At 35.2% G+C, this 17,593-nt stretch carries 17 protein-coding genes; 6 read left to right on the plus strand and 11 right to left on the minus strand.

Going from position 1 to position 17,593, the window contains the following annotated elements; all coding sequences use genetic code 11:
* Nucleotides 1-24: 24 nt before the first annotated feature.
* From FNJ88_RS10735 to FNJ88_RS10750, 4 genes are all read left to right on the plus strand, one after another.
* A complete protein-coding gene (locus tag FNJ88_RS10735) occupies nt 25-927 on the plus strand; it encodes an ABC transporter ATP-binding protein (RefSeq protein WP_228414524.1) in 903 nt (300 codons plus the stop codon).
* A gap of 15 nt (nt 928-942) precedes the next feature.
* Nucleotides 943-3,171: a thioredoxin-like domain-containing protein gene (locus FNJ88_RS10740; protein ID WP_143853116.1), complete on the plus strand. Its 2,229-nt coding sequence runs from the start codon at nt 943-945 to the stop codon at nt 3,169-3,171.
* A gap of 70 nt (nt 3,172-3,241) precedes the next feature.
* On the plus strand, nt 3,242-4,084 hold the full coding sequence (locus tag FNJ88_RS10745; protein ID WP_143853117.1) for an alpha/beta hydrolase family protein: 843 nt from the start codon (nt 3,242-3,244) through the stop codon (nt 4,082-4,084).
* A gap of 72 nt (nt 4,085-4,156) precedes the next feature.
* Nucleotides 4,157-4,981 (plus strand): TerC family protein, encoded by an 825-nt coding sequence (locus FNJ88_RS10750; RefSeq protein ID WP_143853118.1) that lies wholly within the window; start codon nt 4,157-4,159, stop codon nt 4,979-4,981.
* Between the two features lie 87 nt (nt 4,982-5,068).
* On the opposite strand, the gene FNJ88_RS10755 is transcribed toward FNJ88_RS10750, so the two are convergent.
* The 10 genes from FNJ88_RS10755 to FNJ88_RS10800 form a co-directional block, all read right to left on the minus strand.
* Nucleotides 5,069-5,890, minus strand: a complete 822-nt coding sequence (locus tag FNJ88_RS10755; RefSeq protein WP_143853119.1) for a flavin reductase family protein — start codon at nt 5,888-5,890, stop codon at nt 5,069-5,071.
* A gap of 13 nt (nt 5,891-5,903) precedes the next feature.
* Nucleotides 5,904-7,151: a fumarylacetoacetase gene (fahA, locus tag FNJ88_RS10760; RefSeq protein ID WP_143853120.1), complete on the minus strand. Its 1,248-nt coding sequence runs from the start codon at nt 7,149-7,151 to the stop codon at nt 5,904-5,906.
* A gap of 66 nt (nt 7,152-7,217) precedes the next feature.
* Nucleotides 7,218-7,679, minus strand: coding sequence for a hypothetical protein (locus tag FNJ88_RS10765; RefSeq protein ID WP_143853121.1), 462 nt, complete (start codon nt 7,677-7,679; stop codon nt 7,218-7,220).
* Nucleotides 7,680-7,711: 32 nt separating this feature from the next.
* Nucleotides 7,712-8,842 carry a 4-hydroxyphenylpyruvate dioxygenase gene (gene hppD, locus FNJ88_RS10770; protein WP_143853122.1) on the minus strand — a complete coding sequence of 377 codons (1,131 nt, stop codon included), beginning with the start codon at nt 8,840-8,842 and terminating at the stop codon, nt 7,712-7,714.
* A gap of 256 nt (nt 8,843-9,098) precedes the next feature.
* Nucleotides 9,099-10,379 (minus strand): acetyl-CoA hydrolase/transferase family protein, encoded by a 1,281-nt coding sequence (locus FNJ88_RS10775; RefSeq protein ID WP_143853123.1) that lies wholly within the window; start codon nt 10,377-10,379, stop codon nt 9,099-9,101.
* A gap of 108 nt (nt 10,380-10,487) precedes the next feature.
* Nucleotides 10,488-11,675, minus strand: coding sequence for a homogentisate 1,2-dioxygenase (locus tag FNJ88_RS10780; RefSeq protein WP_143853124.1), 1,188 nt, complete (start codon nt 11,673-11,675; stop codon nt 10,488-10,490).
* 70 nt (nt 11,676-11,745) lie between these two features.
* The gene (locus FNJ88_RS10785; protein ID WP_143853125.1) at nt 11,746-12,279 is read right to left on the minus strand and encodes a hypothetical protein; all 534 of its coding nucleotides are present in this window, start codon (nt 12,277-12,279) and stop codon (nt 11,746-11,748) included.
* A gap of 4 nt (nt 12,280-12,283) precedes the next feature.
* Nucleotides 12,284-12,727, minus strand: coding sequence for a hypothetical protein (locus FNJ88_RS10790; RefSeq protein ID WP_143853126.1), 444 nt, complete (start codon nt 12,725-12,727; stop codon nt 12,284-12,286).
* Between the two features lie 10 nt (nt 12,728-12,737).
* Nucleotides 12,738-13,535 (minus strand): lysophospholipid acyltransferase family protein, encoded by a 798-nt coding sequence (locus tag FNJ88_RS10795; RefSeq protein ID WP_143853127.1) that lies wholly within the window; start codon nt 13,533-13,535, stop codon nt 12,738-12,740.
* A gap of 25 nt (nt 13,536-13,560) precedes the next feature.
* Nucleotides 13,561-14,190: an NUDIX hydrolase gene (locus FNJ88_RS10800; RefSeq protein ID WP_143853128.1), complete on the minus strand. Its 630-nt coding sequence runs from the start codon at nt 14,188-14,190 to the stop codon at nt 13,561-13,563.
* Nucleotides 14,191-14,570: 380 nt separating this feature from the next.
* Between FNJ88_RS10800 and mgtE the strand changes: the two genes are divergently transcribed.
* Nucleotides 14,571-15,896 (plus strand): magnesium transporter, encoded by a 1,326-nt coding sequence (mgtE, locus tag FNJ88_RS10805; RefSeq protein ID WP_143853129.1) that lies wholly within the window; start codon nt 14,571-14,573, stop codon nt 15,894-15,896.
* Nucleotides 15,897-15,899: 3 nt separating this feature from the next.
* A complete protein-coding gene (locus tag FNJ88_RS10810; protein WP_143853130.1) occupies nt 15,900-16,625 on the plus strand; it encodes an ABC transporter substrate-binding protein in 726 nt (241 codons plus the stop codon).
* 50 nt (nt 16,626-16,675) lie between these two features.
* Here the strand turns inward: FNJ88_RS10810 and dapA are convergent, their stop codons facing one another.
* On the minus strand, nt 16,676-17,548 hold the full coding sequence (dapA, locus tag FNJ88_RS10815; RefSeq protein ID WP_143853131.1) for a 4-hydroxy-tetrahydrodipicolinate synthase: 873 nt from the start codon (nt 17,546-17,548) through the stop codon (nt 16,676-16,678).
* Nucleotides 17,549-17,593 lie beyond the last annotated feature (45 nt).

Genomic DNA, 17,593 nt, shown 5'->3' on the forward strand with positions numbered 1-17,593 from the left:
GAAATTCCTTATCAAATATATTAAATGATGAAAAATATAATTGAAATAAAAAATTTAAATTTTGGTTTCGATAAAAATAAATTGATACTGAAAGATGTCAATTTAACGGTTCCGAAAGGTTCAATTTATGGATTTCTCGGATCGAATGGTGCTGGAAAATCGACCACAATGCGTTTAATTATGGGACTTTTTAATGATGATCAAAATTCTGTAAAGGTTTTTGATACTTCAGTCTCAGATTTATATCCAGAGGGTTTGCATAAAATTGGATCATTGATTGACTATCCTGCATTTTACGACCATCTTTCAGGCTATGACAATTTAAAAGTAGTTTGTATTCTAAGAAATCTCAAAGAAAGTAGAATTGAGGAGATTTTAGAATTAGTGGGATTGTCGGAAGCGAGGAATATTAAAATGAAAAAGTATTCTCTTGGTATGAAACAGCGTCTTGCCATTGGTTTAGCCTTAATAAGTAATCCTGAATTGTTGGTATTAGATGAACCAGTAAATGGTTTGGATCCTAATGGAATGAAAGAAGTACGTGAGCTTCTTATTAAATTAAATCAAGAGCATGGAGTCACCGTTTTTATCTCTAGTCATTTGCTTTTAGAAATTGAAAAAATGGTAACCCATATCGGAATTATTTCCAATGGTGAAATTAAATTTCAAGGAAGCAAAGAGGATCTTAATGAGTTGTACCGCTTCCAAAAAACAAAATTCAGTTTAAAAAATCTAAAGAATTTTGAATCGCTTTTAACTGAGCATTATCAGGTAGAATTCAAGAATGAAAATGTTTGTGAGATCGTGACCAGTTCGCCAAAACAGATTGCGGAAATCAATACTCTTTTGGTAAATAATGGTGCAGAGATCCATCAGATTTCTCCAGCAGGTGGTTTAGAAGAGTGGTTTATGGAAATTTCAAAATAAAATTAAAAAGCAAAGATGAAAAATAAATCCAGTTTAATAAAGTCTTTTAAGGCAGAATGGCTAAAAATAAAAGGTTTAGGATTAGTGCCGCTTGCGATAATATTTGGAGCTCTGATTCCTACTTTATTATTCACGATCGGGATGTTCAGTGAAAATGCCAGATTGTATGATGGTCTTTTAACAAATGCCGCTACCAAAGATGTAAAAGAAACAGTAAGTCAGTTTGGTGGCTTCTTCATGTTGCTGTTAGTTATTATTGCGGCAACCAGAGTTACACAAATTGATCATAAAAATAATGGTTGGACCTTCCTGGAAACTCAACCAGTTTCAAAATTAAGTATTTACACTTCTAAATTCTTAGTTCTTGTATTGCTTACATTAATAATGTTTGCAGTCTACTTTTTAACGTCAATTATATTTTCAAATATAACGTTGTTTATATTTCCTCAGGAAGGACTACAATCGGGTGTAGATGTATACTGGCAATTTCAGACCTTTGTGCGACTCTTCTTACTAAGCCTTTGTATTATTTCATTCCAGTTAATGCTGTCAATCATCATTCCCGGTTTTATTTGGCCATTTGCTATTGGATTCGTAGGTTTTGTGATCAATATTGTAGCTGCTGTATTGCAGAAAACATATGATTTTATTCCCTATAATAATGTACAAACAGGTTTGAAATTTGAAGATTCTTTTCAGCTTAATCATTTTCTTAACTATACAGAATATCTAAGTTTATTCTGGACGGTATTATTTTTCGTTATTGGGTACTTATGGTATAGCAGAAGAGGGTTCAAAAGTGCTTTTTTAAGTAGTTCGAAATCAAAAATATCAACTATAATCGGAATCGTCGTCTTCGCAGGTATTTATTTTCTGATAACAAAACCAGTTTATCCTAAGAAATTTACCGATCACTCGCTGATCAGTGGTTCTGTTCAGTCTCCAAAACCTTTAAAAAATGTAAGTATCACTTCTCAGGAATTTGGTGATAAAATAGCAGAGATTCCGGTCGAAAATGGTTTGTTTACCTGGAATTCAAAAGAAGGTATTCCTTTTGGTAATTACGTCCTCAATTATGAAGGTAAATCTTATCCTTTCATTTTTTCAAAAGGGGATCATGTTCATTTTGATATAAAAATGGATGCGAGACAAGCTGCTGTAGTAGTAAAAGGTACCAGGAAGGCGGAAGATCTTTATAACAAATTAGATAATGGTGGCTCGACATTTTATAATTATATCGTCGCTGAAAAATTGTTAACGGACAAACCTTCATCTTTTTACAAAGAGGCAATGAAGGAGTGGGAAAATGAATTAAAGAATTTGAAAAACTTTAGAACTGCTGAAAATATCTATGTCGCAGATGATTTCAAGGAATTTCAAATCCAAAAAAAAGCCACAAGAATGTTATCTGCACTTTATGACTACCAAAAAATGACTTCATTTACAGATAAGAAATTTGCACCTGACCGCTCATTTGTTTCAGAACTGGAAAGTCTAATCCGTAAGCCAAGTCCATTATTATATGCTACTGATAGCTATAAATCCTGGAAGCTAAAAGAATTACTGCCGAAGGAGGGGAACAAAAATCCCGATAGTATCGTTTTTGTAAAGTTAGCACAAATGCCTTCTGGAGTTGCAAAAGACCAGTTGTTGAGCACCCAGATTATTAAAATGATTAATTTAGAAAATGATGAAGTAAAAAGAAATCTGATTTTTCAACAAAATATCGAAGGGATCCAGAATCCAAAGTTTAAAAGCTTTGTAGGACGAAATCTAGAGATCATTAATAATCAGCAAAAAGGGAAGCCATTTCCAATATTGGCTTTTGAAGATGAGGATGGCAAAAAGGTGAGTATTTCCCAATTCAAAGGGAAGTTTGTCGTGATTGATTTCTGGGCTACGTGGTGTGCACCGTGTAAGGAAACGTCTCCGGTTTTTGATTATCAAGCCAAGAAAAATAGAAATAATGATAATATCGTATTCTTGTCCATAAGCATTGATGAAGATAAAAATAAGTGGAAGTTAGATCTTAAAAATACGAAATCTAATGTGAAGCAATGGTGGGCCTCCGATGCAAATATCTTAAAGGAACTTGGGGTAAACAGTATCCCCAGATTTATGATGCTGGATCCAGACGGTAAAATTTATAATGCAAATATGCCCCGACCCAATGAAACTAATTTTGTAGATATTTTAGAAAAGGCTGCCGGGAAAAACACTGATTTTTTTGAGCACGGATTTTAAAATATTTATAAAATATTTTTATCTGCGCCAACTTTAATGAAGTAACTTTATACAATATAAGCCGATTCATATGGAACTTAACATCGATAGAAATATCATCATAAAAAATCCTGCAACCAAAGATTTTTTAGCAGATGTATATTATCCAAAACATCAGGAGAAATTACCTCTGGTTATTTTTGCACATGGTTATAAAGGTTATAAAGATTGGGGTGCCTGGGATTTGATGGCTAAAGAATTTGCTCAAGCTGGATTTTTCTTTGTAAAATTTAATTTTTCCCATAATGGAACAACAGTAGATCAACCAAGTGATTTTGCAGATTTAGAGGCCTTTGGAAATAATAATTTCTCTATAGAAATGTCGGATTATGATGAGGTACTCAACTATTTTTATAATCATCCAAAAATCGATCAAGAAAAAATAACCATTATTGGTCATAGTCGCGGCGGTGGTATTACCGTCATTAAAGCAGCAGAGGATGAACGTGTGAAAGCAGTTGTTATTTTGGCAGGAGTTAGTCATTTTGGATATCGTTTCCCATCAGATGAAAGATTGGTGGAGTGGGAAAAAGAAGGAGTTATGTATTCAGAAAATGGACGAACGCACCAGCAAATGCCGCATTATTTTCAGTTTTTCCAAGATTATAAAGCTAATGAACAGCGGTTCAACATTCAGCACGCTGCTCATCATTTAGAGAAACCTACGTTGATTCTTCAGGGAACGGCGGACGAGGCTGTGAAGGAAAAAGAAGCCAATCTCCTTAATGACTGGATCAAAGATTCTGAACTTTTCTTAATTCAGGAAGCCAATCACACTTTTGGATCAAAGGAACCTTGGAGGGAAAGCAAGCTACCCAACGATTTAGGAATTGCGACAGCAAAGATGATAAGCTTTCTAAAAACGTACTTTTAAAGTAATGTTAATAAAATTTAATATAAAATCTTTTTAAAATTTCTTTAGTTTTACCGACCCAAAATTTAACATATGCTATTATTGTCGGTACTTGAATTTCCTGATTTTGCACAACCACAAATCTGGATAAGTTTACTTACGCTTACGTTTCTAGAGATTATTCTCGGTGTTGATAACATCATCTTTATCTCCATTATTTCTGATAAGTTACCTAAAGAGCGTCAGAAATTTGCCAGAAATTTAGGCTTAGCATTTGCGATGCTTTTCCGGGTTGCATTGTTGTTAATGATTAACTGGATTATTGGATTAAAAGAACCTATTCTTACTTTGGGCTTTATTGAAGAACCAGGAAGCGATTTAGCATTGGCATTAAGCTGGAAAGATCTGATTCTTTTGGTGGGAGGGATTTTCCTCATTGGTAAAAGTACTTTTGAAATTCACAGTAAGATGCAGGGTCTTGAAGAGAATCATAAACCAAAATCGGCAGGCTCTAGTTTGATGACCATGGTTATTGTTCAGATCATATTAGTGGATATGGTTTTTTCGCTGGACTCTATTTTAACAGCGATTGGTTTGGTAGATAATGTGGTGCTGATGATTATCGCCGTAGTTATTTCTATAGGAATTATGATGGTGTTTGCGGGACCAATCTCTGCGATCATTAATAGATATCCGAGTTTACAGATGCTTGCACTTTCCTTCTTGGTAGTGATCGGCGTAATGTTAGTTGCAGAAGGAATTCATCAACATGTAAGCAAAAATATTATTTATTCTTGCCTTGCATTTAGCTTGCTGGTAGAGGTGCTTAATATTAAGTTTAGAAATAACCAGGTTAAAAAAGCCTTAAAATTGAATCCGGATTTAAATTCCGATTTGAGTATCAGGGAAAAGTTATAAAGAATAAAGCCACGTAATTTCGTGGCTTTACTCTTTTATGATGAACAATTTATCGTCCTGTTTTAAGTGTAAGTATGGAAAGCTTTATTAAAGAGATAAAATATTCCAGGCTTCCTTAATTTGATTATTTAGAAGCATCTTTTGAGCGTCGCGATGATTATTTTCGTCTGCTGAAAATTCGCCTTCATTTAATACTTCCACATTGGCAAGCATTCCCAGATCATTTCCAGTGAAAATTTTGCTATATTTCACTTCATCAGGTAAGCGATCGAACCCAATACCTTTTGTTACTAAAGGTTTCGGTACTTCGAAAAGGTTGTTTTCATTATTTCTGGAATACCAGTTTCCACCTAATCTCGCAACCAGATCTAATTTTTGTTGATCTAGATTACCTTGCTCATTTAAATATTCTTCCCGTACATGAATTTTGATGATCTCACAAATAACAAGATTCCCAGCACCTCCTTCTGATCCTAAGTGTTTAACTTCTAATACTTTACATTCTAAATTAACGGGACATTCTTCGATCAGTTTCGGTTGTACCAAATCTGCATCCTTCATGGTTAATCCTGATTTTACAAACTCGTTAATCTCTTTATCATATTCTGTAGAAGCAAGTGAGATCTGTTGAACGATTTTATAATTTACAATACCAATTACAACTTCGGGAAGATCCAAAACATTTTGTAGCGTATGTTTAGTCGTATTGTCTCTCACTCTTCTGGCTGGTGAAAAAATCAGCACTGGCGGATTAGAACTAAATAAATTAAAGAAACTGAAAGGACTTAAGTTGATATTCCCTTCTTTATCAATAGTAGATGCAAGAGCAATCGGGCGGGGAGCTATTGCCGTCTGTAAAAGGGTCTGTAACTCGTGGTTATTTAATTCTTTGGGCGAAATTGTTTTCATCACTGTTATTTAGTTATTTCGCGGGTAGTACTTTGCCTGAGACCTCTCCAAAACCTACTCTTATACCTTCTTTCTCGGCGTAACCTCTCATAATAATGGTATCATTATCCTCAATAAATTTACGTTCGCTGCCATCTGTTAACTTCAAAGGTTTAGTTCCTCTCCAGGTTAGTTCAAGCATAGATCCAAATGAGTTCTTTTCTTTGCCTGAAATAGTTCCAGAGGCATATAGGTCGCCAACTTCAACATTACAGCCATTGATGGTGTGATGTGCCAGCTGCTGCGCCATATTCCAGTACATGTATTTATAATTGCTTTCAGAAATTAAATTTTCGGTGCCATTTTCTGGTTGCAAATAAACATTTAGTTTAATATCGATATTTTGCTTCCCTTCAAACTTCAAATAATCTAAAACTTCGGGCTCTTGTTTTGGCGTTTCCACTCGAAAGGGTTCCAAAGCCTCCAAAGTAACAACCCAAGGTGATACGGTGGAGCAGAAGTTTTTTCCTAAAAATGGTCCTAATGGAACATATTCCCAACTTTGAATATCTCGTGCTGACCAATCGTTAAATAAAACCATCCCAAAAATTGCGTCATTCGCTTCCGTCGTGGAAATACTGTCGCCCATTTCGGTGTTTTTATTAACGATGAAACCCATCTCCAATTCAAAATCTAGTTGTTTACACGGACCAAAAATAGGGTTTGCAGCATCCGCGGGCTTCATTTGACCTTTCGGACGATGGAATTCGGAACCAGAAACAACAATGGATGAAGCTCTTCCATGGTATCCTACAGGGATATGTTTCCAGTTTGGCAATAGTGCATTTTCTTCCCCACGAAACATTTTTCCTACATTAGTTGCATGTTCAATGCTGCTGTAGAAATCGGTATAGTTAGGAACGTGTACCGGCATCATCATCTGAACACTGTTACAATCATAAAAACATGCTTCGATTGTTTTTTCATCATCAGCAATTTTTGAATTTTCCTGAAGAAGTTCTTGTATTTTCAGACGCACAGCATTAGTCACTGGTTTTCCTAATTCGATAAATTCGTTAAGGGTATACGCTTCAAACACATTTTCGTCAATGCCTTCTATTTCATCAAAAAATCCATAGTCATATAAAGTGGCCAAGTCAATCACCATATCCCCAATTCGGGTACAGCAAGAAATATATTCTTTGTTAAAAACTCCTACGCCAAACGGAATGTTATGAATTGAAAAATCTGAATTCTCGGGTATATTTATAAATGATTTCATACTATTATTTGTTAGAATAAAGGTTCAAAGTCAAAAATTTTGAACTTCGAACCTTTAGTTGATAAATTATTTTTTATTGATCGCACCTTCATCGATCCAGCGCTCTTTTGTATTGATATCGATAAGATATAATATTTTTTTCTGCTGAGTCAGTAAAAATGTTTTGGTAAGTGCAATGGGGATTGTCTCTCCTTCGAGACGATTTCCACGAAAAGAAATTATTTGATTTTTTGAACGGACAATATCTCCGGAAAAAACATTTGAAGAGGTTTGTCCAGTAGCTTTATCATCAAAAACTTCAATATAGGTTGCTAAATTACCATTAAGGACGAGAAAATTTCGTTCAGTATGATCTTCAAAATCTTTAATTAAAATAAATTTTCGACCATCAAGATTAATCTTACCCAAATTTTTATTAATTCCTCTATTTTCTTCTAAACGGTCTAAAACCGCATTAATACTTACATACTGTGCTTTTATGCAAGTACTTGAGAAAAGAAAAAATAAGGCGATAAATAATCTGTTCATTGAATTCTAATTAGAGTAAGATAAACTGAAATTTAAAGATTACCTCTCTTTTCCTGTTCTCTTTCTAATGCTTCAAAGAGAGCTTTAAAATTACCTGCTCCGAAACTTTGTGCTCCATGACGCTCGATAATTTCGAAAAATAAAGTTGGACGGTCTTCCACTGGTTTTGTAAAGATCTGAAGCAAATATCCTTCTTCATCATGATCGATCAGAATTCCTAGGTCCTGTAGTTTCTTTAAATCTTCATCAATATGCCCGACTCTCTCAGGAACCATGTCGTAATATGCTTCTGGTGGCGCAGATAAAAACTCAACCCCTTTAGATTTTAATTGGGTAACGGTCTTTATAATATCTTTTGTGGCTACTGCAATGTGCTGAACTCCTTCACCTTCATAAAAATCCAGGTATTCTTCTACTTGAGATTTTTTCTTTCCTTCTGCAGGCTCATTAATTGGGAATTTTGCAAAACCGTTTCCATTACTCATCACTTTGGACATCAAAGCAGAATATTCTGTATTAATTTGCTTGTCATCAAAACTTAAGATGTTAACAAATCCCATTACATCTTCATACCACTTTACCACAGGAAGCATTCTGTCCCAATCTACATTTCCTACACAGTGGTCAACATATAAAAGTCCTGCATCTTCTGGTGCGTAGTCACTTTCCCATTTTTTGTAGCCAGGCATGAAATCTCCTTTATAATTTTTACGTTCTACAAACATGTGGATGGTTTCTCCATAGGTATAAACTCCTGACATTCTAACTTCGCCATGTTCATCCGTTAGGGTAGTTGGTTCAAGGTATGGTTTTGCACCACGTTTGGTCGTTTCTTCAAATGCAGAATAGGCATCGTCAACCCATAGTGCTAGAATTTTCACTCCATCACCATGTTTTTTTTGATGTTCACATATTGGCGAATCTGATCTTAATCCAGAAGTTAAAACTAATCTTATTTTTCCTTGTTGTAGAACGTAAGAAGCACGATCACGAATTCCTGTTTCAGGTCCCGCGTAGGCTAATGATTGAAAACCAAACGCAGTTTTATAAAAATGCGCTGCCTGTTTTGCATTTCCGACGTAAAATTCAATATAATCTGTTCCATTAATTGGCAAAAAGTTTTCAGCCTGTGCAATTTTTTCAGCAAATGTAAGTGTTGACATTTTTTTTGTTTTTTTAGATGTTGCAAATTACGAAAATTATAGGAATTTTGAAAATTGCGCTTAGAATGAACAAATTAGTTTTACGAGCGTAGCTTAGATTCGATTAAGCATTTACCGCCTGATTTCTTAATGTAAATTGAAAATTTAATTTTGCGAATGGTAAGTTTGAAACGCTTTACTTAAAAACTTAAGTAAAAGGTTCAGGACTTAAAACAAAAATTCCCAATTTTTATTGGGAATGTATTTTTTTTCTTTCTTAAAGTGAAACTTTAAATCGCTCAAAAGCAGCTTTATCCAACATTTCTCTGTCCTCTGGGTGAGCAATATCTATAAGAGCTTTTGCGCGTTGTCGAAGGCTCTTGCCATATAAATAGGCAACTCCGAATTCAGTTACTACATAATGAATATGACCTCTGGTTGTTACAACGCCTGCACCTTGTTTTAAGAAAGGTGTAATTCTGGGAATTCCTTTCTTGGTTCTGGACGAAATAGCAATAATAGGTTTTCCACCGTCTGATAGTGCAGCGCCACGCATGAAGTCCATCTGACCACCGATTCCACTAAACTGGAATGTTCCGATAGAGTCTGCGCATACCTGCCCCGTCAGATCAATTTCAATCGCAGAATTGATCGCAACCATTTTTTTGTTTTTCATGATGTTTATGGGGTAATTAACATGTTCAACATCCATAAATTCAAAGGAAGGATTATCGTCAATATAGTCATATAGCTTCCTAGTCCCGAACGCAAAACTTGTGATGGTTCTGTTCAGATGTGTTCCTTTAAACTTATTTGTTATAATGTCTTTTGCTACCAAATCTACAATCCCGTCACTGATCATTTCGGTATGAACTCCCAGATCTTTGTGATTATGGAGACATTTTAAGACCGCATCTGGTATGGTACCAATTCCCATTTGTAAAGTAGAGCGGTCATCAATTAATTGAGCGACGTTTCTTCCGATTCGCATTTCTTCTTCACCTACTTTCGCACCATAATCGATTGTTAGTAGTTCCTCTTCATGCCAAACCATCTTGTGGATCTTGCTGTAGTGAATCATTCCGTCACCATGCGTTCTTGGCATTCTTGGATTTACTTGGGCAATGATTATTTTTGCAGTATCAACAGCGCTTCTCGCAACGTCAACAGAGGTTCCCAGAGTACAGTAACCATGAATGTCGGGAGGTGAAACAGTGATTATTGCTACGTCTAACGGCAATATTCCACTTTTAAAAAGAATAGGGATCTCACTTAAAAATACCGGTATAAAATCTCCTCGTTCGGAATTGACCGCTTCACGCACTGGAGTTGACACGAATAGAGAGTTGATATAAAAACTGTCTTTATATTGAGGTTTAGCAACTTCTACATTTCCTTGCTGTGTGATGGAAACAAATTCAACATCTTTTAATCGAGAAGATTGTTTAGCCAATTCGCTAATCAATAAATTCGGTGTACATGCGCTACCATGAGAGAAAATCCGATCACCGCTCTTTATCAAAGACATGGCGTCTTGGGCACTGACATACTGAACCATATTTTATTTGTTTTAATTACCATAGATTTACCTTTCAAAAGTAATTCTTCCATTCCGGATCTGGAATGAGGAATATCAGTTTTCGATAAATTGTAGAGGTGATATTTGTTACTCCTGACTTCGATCTTTTAAAGTATGATCCTCTGTTTCTAACCAAGAAGTTTTGTACGAAGGATCTTCTACTTTCATTGCTTCTTCAGTGATTTTAAAGGGTCGGAATGGATCTACCATTACCGCATATTCTTCTGTAAATTTCTTGCCAATACTACGTTCCATCGCGCCAGGATGAGGTCCGTGTACGATTCCGCCTGGATGTAAGGTGAAATCCATTAAATCAATATGATTACGACTCATAAAATCGCCTTCCGTGTAAAATAGTACTTCATCTGAGTCTATATTGGAGTGGTTGTAAGGAGCTGGGATTGCCTGTGGATGGTAATCATACATTCTCGCCACAAAAGAACAGATAACAAAGTTATGAGCCTCGAAGTTTTGGTGAATTGGCGGCGGCAAATGAACGCGACCCGTGATCGGTTCGAAATTTTTAATATTAAATTTATAAGGATAAAAATACCCGTCCCAACCTACCACATCAAAAGGGTGGGTTGCATAGATGAAATCCCAGATCTGATCTTCTTTTTTTACTTTTATTAAAAATTCACCTTTTTCGTCGGTTGGTTCAACAAAAGTGGGAACCACAACGTCTCGCTCACAAAAAGGAGAATGCTCCAACAATTGCCCGAACTCATTTCGGTAACGCTTTGGGGTATAAATTGGGGAATGACTTTCAATAAAGAAAAGCACATTCTTTTCGTCTTTAAATTCGATAGAGTATATAGTTCCTCTCGGAATCACCAGGTAGTCACCATAAGAAAAGTCTAAGTTACCGACGAAGGTTTTTAGCGTGCCAGTTCCTTCATGAATGAAAAGAAGCTCATCACATTCTGCATTTTTATAGAAGTAGTCAGTTGATTTTCTCGGTTTTGCCAAACCCATTTTCAGATCATTATTGACCATGAGGATTTTTCTACTATCCAAAAAATCTTCTTCAGAGGAAATATTCATCCCCTTGAACATTCTTGGTGTTACATTTTTTGCAACTGCAATTTTGGGTGTAACATCTTTCGGTTCGCTGATCGATTTAATTTGCGTAGGTCGATGAATATGGTATAAAAGCGAGGAGATTCCATGAAATCCTTCTGTTCCAAAAAGTTGTTCGTAATAGAATTTATCGTCGTCTGATTTAAAGACGGTATGGCGTTTATTTGGGATTTTTCCGGATTGTTGATATCTCATTTGATTTGTTTTAGAAAGGTAAATTTAATGAAATTTTCAGACTTCCAGAAAATCCGGATTAATTAAGGATTCAAAATTCGAAATTCATTACAGGTTCGTAAAAATTTTCTTCCAGTATACCGAATTGCTGAGATAGTAATTGAAGTCCCTCTATATTTTGTAAAATAGCCTCATTGGAAATCGGAATAGCTCCTAAAGAGGTTTGTAAAATAAATGAGTTACCCGATTTTTGATACAGTGCATTTTCAAATGGTAATTTTCTGAAAAAATTTCCTGCGTTATCTACTGTTTCGCTAATGTTGGTATGGTGTACTAAAACGCCACCAGCAATAACATTATTCAAGACTTTAGAAATTGATGAGTCAGGAATTTCTGCGGTAATCAGTACGATGTTGGGTTGAAATTTCGCTGCTTTATCAAGGTCCGAGGTTTCAAGAATAACAAAGTCATTATAGGAATTTTTTGCGTTTCCATTTTCTAAATAAAAATCAAATTCTTTATCGTTAAACTCTAAAACATGGATCAATAATTTTGATACTGAAGGCTGGGTGCTTAAAACCAAAACACGCGTTTTATTCTTAAAAGCTTCGAAATTATTTTCCATCAAATTATTTTCCAGATTTGGTTGTTGTATTTTGGTCGATGATTTGTTGAAAAACGACCACAATTTTATTCCAGCGTGGCAGATCATTTTCCATGATAAAAGAAGCGTCACTCTTGCTTCCGCTATTATTTCCTTTTTTTACGTTAATACTAGTTGTAATATTATCATAAACTTTTTTGTAATCTTCGCGAATCATTCTAAAATTATTTTCAGTAAGAACGCGTTCGATATTTTTTAGATCATCATTAGAAATGGTGAAATCTTTTTTTATGTTTTTCTGGTGCCCTTCAAAAGAATAATGAACCTTGTTTCCTTTGATCAGTAAGTTTTCATAAATCGGTGCAAAACCTCCGCTGCGGGAATAGCTGTAATCAAAATCAGAATATTTATCCTGACTGCCGCAGCTTGCTAAAATAATCAATAAAAATACGTATATCAGCTTTTTCATAAAGTACTTTTTAATTTTTAATTTCTGTTTTTTGAGCTTTTAGTTCTTCATCGTACTCATGCAATACATTAAAATCTTCGGTTTGTTCTATAGCAACCATTATTTTTCGCATGATGGTATGGGAATCATCCTTTTCGTAGTCAATATCCAAAGGGGGTTTAAATTCCATAGTCGGCTTTACACCAGTTACTTTTACCCTTAGTCCCTTTTTATCGAAAGCTCTTCTAAAACCATTAATTTTAATTGGAATTACAATAGGTTTTTGATTTTTAACCAATTTCGCTGTTCCTTTTCTTCCCTGTGCGAATGCAGAGGTAGTACCCTGTGGGAAAGTGATTACCCAGCCATTATCCAACGCTTTCATAATGTTTTCAACTTCAGACAAATCAACCATTCTGTTTACATTATGTCCTTCTGCACGCCAGGTTCTTTTTACAGTAACTGCTCCAGCCAACTTGAAGATTCTTGTCATAAATCCTTTATTCATCGTTTCTTCCGCGGCAACATAATAAATGTCAACTTTTGGATTTAAGAGATAAATTGGATTTTTAATCGAATTTAAATAACCATTGTTTACCGCGCAAAAAGCCTGATACATAGCCGCAACATCTGCGAAATACGTTTGATGATTGGATACGAAGAGCACATTGGAATCAGGAAGATCAACTAAATTTTCGGCGCCAGAAATTTTCAGCTTATTAAAACCGTTGAACCGTCGGTAGGAGATCATCCCTAAGATAAAAATTATCAACCGTTTTAAGAAATACAGATTACCAAAGGCATCTGTGAATATATTTTTCTTCGCCATTTTCAAATTAACATAATTTGCGAATTTACAAATTTTTCAATAATTGACTGAACTCACTCAAAATCATAGAAGTCGCTCCCCAAATGATGTACCCGTTGAAATTAATCACCGGAACTTCTACGCCTCTTGAACCTGGTAAAGTCATCATCTCAGGTTCATTACCCAATGCTAAAATAGAAGAGATTGGGAATTCAATCAGTTCTACAGCCTCACTTTCCTGCAATATAAATTGCGGATTTTTTTTTGTGTAAGAAACAAAAGCTTTGACATAAAAATTACTTGGCGGGATATAGATTGGGGAAAGTTCGCGAATGATTCTTATGTAATGTTCTTCAATTCCCACTTCTTCTGAAGTTTCCCTTTTTGCGGTAGTTGCAAACGTGGGATCACAATCCTCCTTTTTTCCACCAGGTAAAGAAATTTGGCCACTGTGACGGTCTCTTTCATTCTCGCTGCGGACAATTAACGGGATATACCATTCATTATCTTTCAAATATAAAAGAATGTTGACTGCTGCAAATTTTGGATTTTTTTCTAGAATTTCGTCATAAGAATAAAGTGGACGGTAAGGTGGCGAATAAATTTCATGTGCAGCCTCGCCTTGAAGCATTGCCTGTTGTATTTTTGTTAATAGATCGCGACCAAAGGTTTTCATATTACAAATTTACAAAATACGTTAATGAAAGTGTTTTAAAGGAAAGTTAAATTTATAAATAATTTAAAGTGAAACTGATCAATTAAGGCAATTGTTTAAATTTATTTAAAGTGAAAGAATGGATTTCATTTCCGCGTTTTATCCTGACCTTGAGTTTAAGAATATTTTTTTCTAGGTCGTTTAGGGATATAAATACTACAAAAAACGAAAATAGAGATTTCAACATAAGGTGATTATTGTTTATTGATCAAATATTAAACTAGTACAAATATTTCAAAAAAGAGCTAATTCTTCTACTGAAAATGACCTTTTTTTCAAAACTACTTCTTTGAAGAATCCCTTTTCGTTTTAATTTTTGCTACTTTTGCATCTCTTAAAAAATCAGATTGGAAACTTCGGAAATTATTTTTAACCCTCAAGATATTGCAGAAACGCTGAGCGAATTACACGTTGATCAGCGGCTTATAGCATTCTTGAAAGTTCCGAAGCAATATAAAGCAGATGTGTTTTCGCATTTGGATCCTGATTTTCAAGAAGAAACCATCCGAAGGATAGGAAACGAAGAAGTTTCTGAACTTTTGAATGCGATGACTCCTGATGACAGAACTGCTTTGTTTGAGGATTTTCCAGATGAATTGATCAAGTATTCCATTAATCATCTAAATCCGAAAGAAAGGAGGATCGCCCTAAAATTACTGGGTTATCATGTAGATTCCATTGCGCGTTTGATGACTCCATACTATATTCAGATCCGTAAGGAGTGGACTGTTAAAAAGTGTTTTCAGCAGATCAAAAAAGTAGGTAAAAAGGTGGAGACCATGAACCACCTTTATGTGGTTGATGAAAAAAACCGCCTTATTGATGATATTGCTATCGGATCGCTTCTGTTGGCAGAAGAAGATACTTTAATTTCAGAAATAACTGATGATCATTTTGTTGCTATTACAACGACAACGTCAAAAGAAGATGCCGTTCTTTATTTCGAAAAATATGACCGTTCTGCTTTACCGATTGTTACGGAAGCGGGTGTTCTTGTAGGAATTGTAACTATTGATGATATTTTAGACCAGATTGCAGCTCAGAATACTGAAGATATCCAGAGATTTGGGGGTGTGGACGCGCTCGATATGCCTTATACGCAAACCTCCTGGATAGAAATGGTTAAAAAACGGGGAACATGGTTGGTGATTCTTTTTTTCTCCGAAATGTTAACGGCTTCTGCAATGGGATTTTTTGAACATGAAATTGAAAAAGCAGTCGTACTCGCACTTTTCGTTCCACTAATTATTTCCAGTGGTGGAAATTCCGGTTCGCAGGCGGCAACGCTGATTATTCGTGCGATGGCACTTCAAGAAATTGGTTTGAAAGATTGGTGGTATGTCATGCGAAAAGAAATTGTTTCGGGAATTTTGCTTGGTGGGATTCTGGGTATTATTGGTTTTATCAGAATCATGACGTGGCAAAAAACGGGATTGTATGATTACGGTGAGCATTGGGTTTATATTGGCTTTAGTATTGCGGTTTCGTTGGTGTTAATAATCCTTTGGGGAACGCTTTCTGGTTCGATGATTCCTTTTGTTTTAAAAAGATTTAAACTGGATCCTGCAACTTCATCCGCGCCGTTTGTAGCGACCTTGGTCGATGTGACTGGTTTGATTATTTATTTCACCGTAGCCGGGATGTTCCTGGCAGGAAAACTCCTTTAAATCATGAGAATTATTTCATTGGTTCCCAGTATTACCGAAACGCTTTTTGATTTTGGCTTAACTGATGTAGACGTTGTTGGACGTACTAAATTTTGTATTCATCCGGCTGATTTAGTTAAAAATGTAGAAATTATAGGTGGTACAAAAAATTTGAATCTGGATAAAATTAAAGCGCTTAAACCCGATTTAATTATTGCCAACAAAGAAGAAAATGAAAAGTTTCAAGTTGAAGAATTAATGAAAGATTTTAAAGTTTGGGTGACCGATATCGAAACTTTAGAAGATAATCAAGCATTTATAACCGAACTTGGAGCCCTCTTAGATAGAGAAGAATTAGCCGAAAATTTTAATCAGGGAATTGCCTCTATCTTTAACGGTATTAATGTCTCCAAATCTAAAACGGTGGCCTATCTTATTTGGAGAAATCCTTACATGACGGTAGGTTCCGATACTTTTATTAATGAGGTATTAGAAAAACTCGGCTTTGAAAATTTATTTAAATCTCAAACAAGATATCCGGAAATTTCAGGTGAAGATTTAAAAAATGCTGATCTTATTTTTCTTTCTTCAGAACCATATCCTTTTCAGCAAAAGCACATCGATGAACTTCAATTACAACAGATAAATAATGAGATGATTTTAGTCGATGGTGAAGCATTTTCCTGGTTTGGAACCCATTTAATAAAGGTACAGAAATATTTGAAAGAGTTATCTTTAGAACTCGCATAAAAAAAGGATTCTTTCGAAAAAGAATCCCTTCGTATTATTTTAATAAGCAATTAAATGGTAGCCATTTGAGCTTTAATTTTATTCTGTAACTCTTCTGTTGCCACGACTAATGGCAGTCTTACGAAATTTTTAACGATTCCAAGTTCAGCCAATACTGTTTTAATTCCGGCTGGATTTCCTTCAGCAAAGATCATTCGTGTAATTTCTACCAATTTATTGTGAATTTCATAGGCCTCTTTCACTTTTCCGTCAAAAGCCAACTGAACCATTGTTGAAAACTCTTTCGGATATCCTTGTCCAATTACCGAAATTACTCCATTCCCACCTGCTAAAGTTACAGGTAGCGTATATTCGTCGTCGCCAGATACCAGATTGAAGTTCTCAGGTTTTTGTCTCAAAATATCAAAATACTGTAGGATATTAGGTGCTGCTTCTTTGATCATCATGAGATTCGGGAATTCCTTCGCTAACCTCAATGTTGTCGATGCCTCAATATTCTGCCCGGTCCGAGAAGGAACATTATAAATGATTATTTTTTTTCCTATTCCAGCTAATACTTTGTAATGCTGATAAAGTCCTTCTTGGTTTGGTCTGTTATAATATGGTGAAACAGAAAGTATCGCTTCGAAATCCGCTAGATCGCTCTCTTCGATTTCTTTTTTAACTTCCATCGTGTTATTGCCACCAATTCCCAGAACCAAAGGAAGTCGCTTATTGTTAATCTTTATAATGTGTTTGGTTACAGCGTCCTTTTCTTCCTTTGAAAGTGTTGCCGCTTCTGCTGTTGTTCCCAAAACGACCAAATAATTTGTTCCGTTTTTGATATTGAACTCAATCAATTTCGTTAAAGAATCGAAATCTACCGATAAATCTTCATTAAATGGCGTTACTAAAGCAACACCCAAACCTTTTAAATTACTCATTATTATAAAATTAATCTTTCAAAAATACAAAAATTAATGGGAGAA

This window comes from Chryseobacterium sp. SNU WT5, assembly GCF_007362475.1.
Classification (GTDB): Bacteria; Bacteroidota; Bacteroidia; order Flavobacteriales; family Weeksellaceae; genus Kaistella.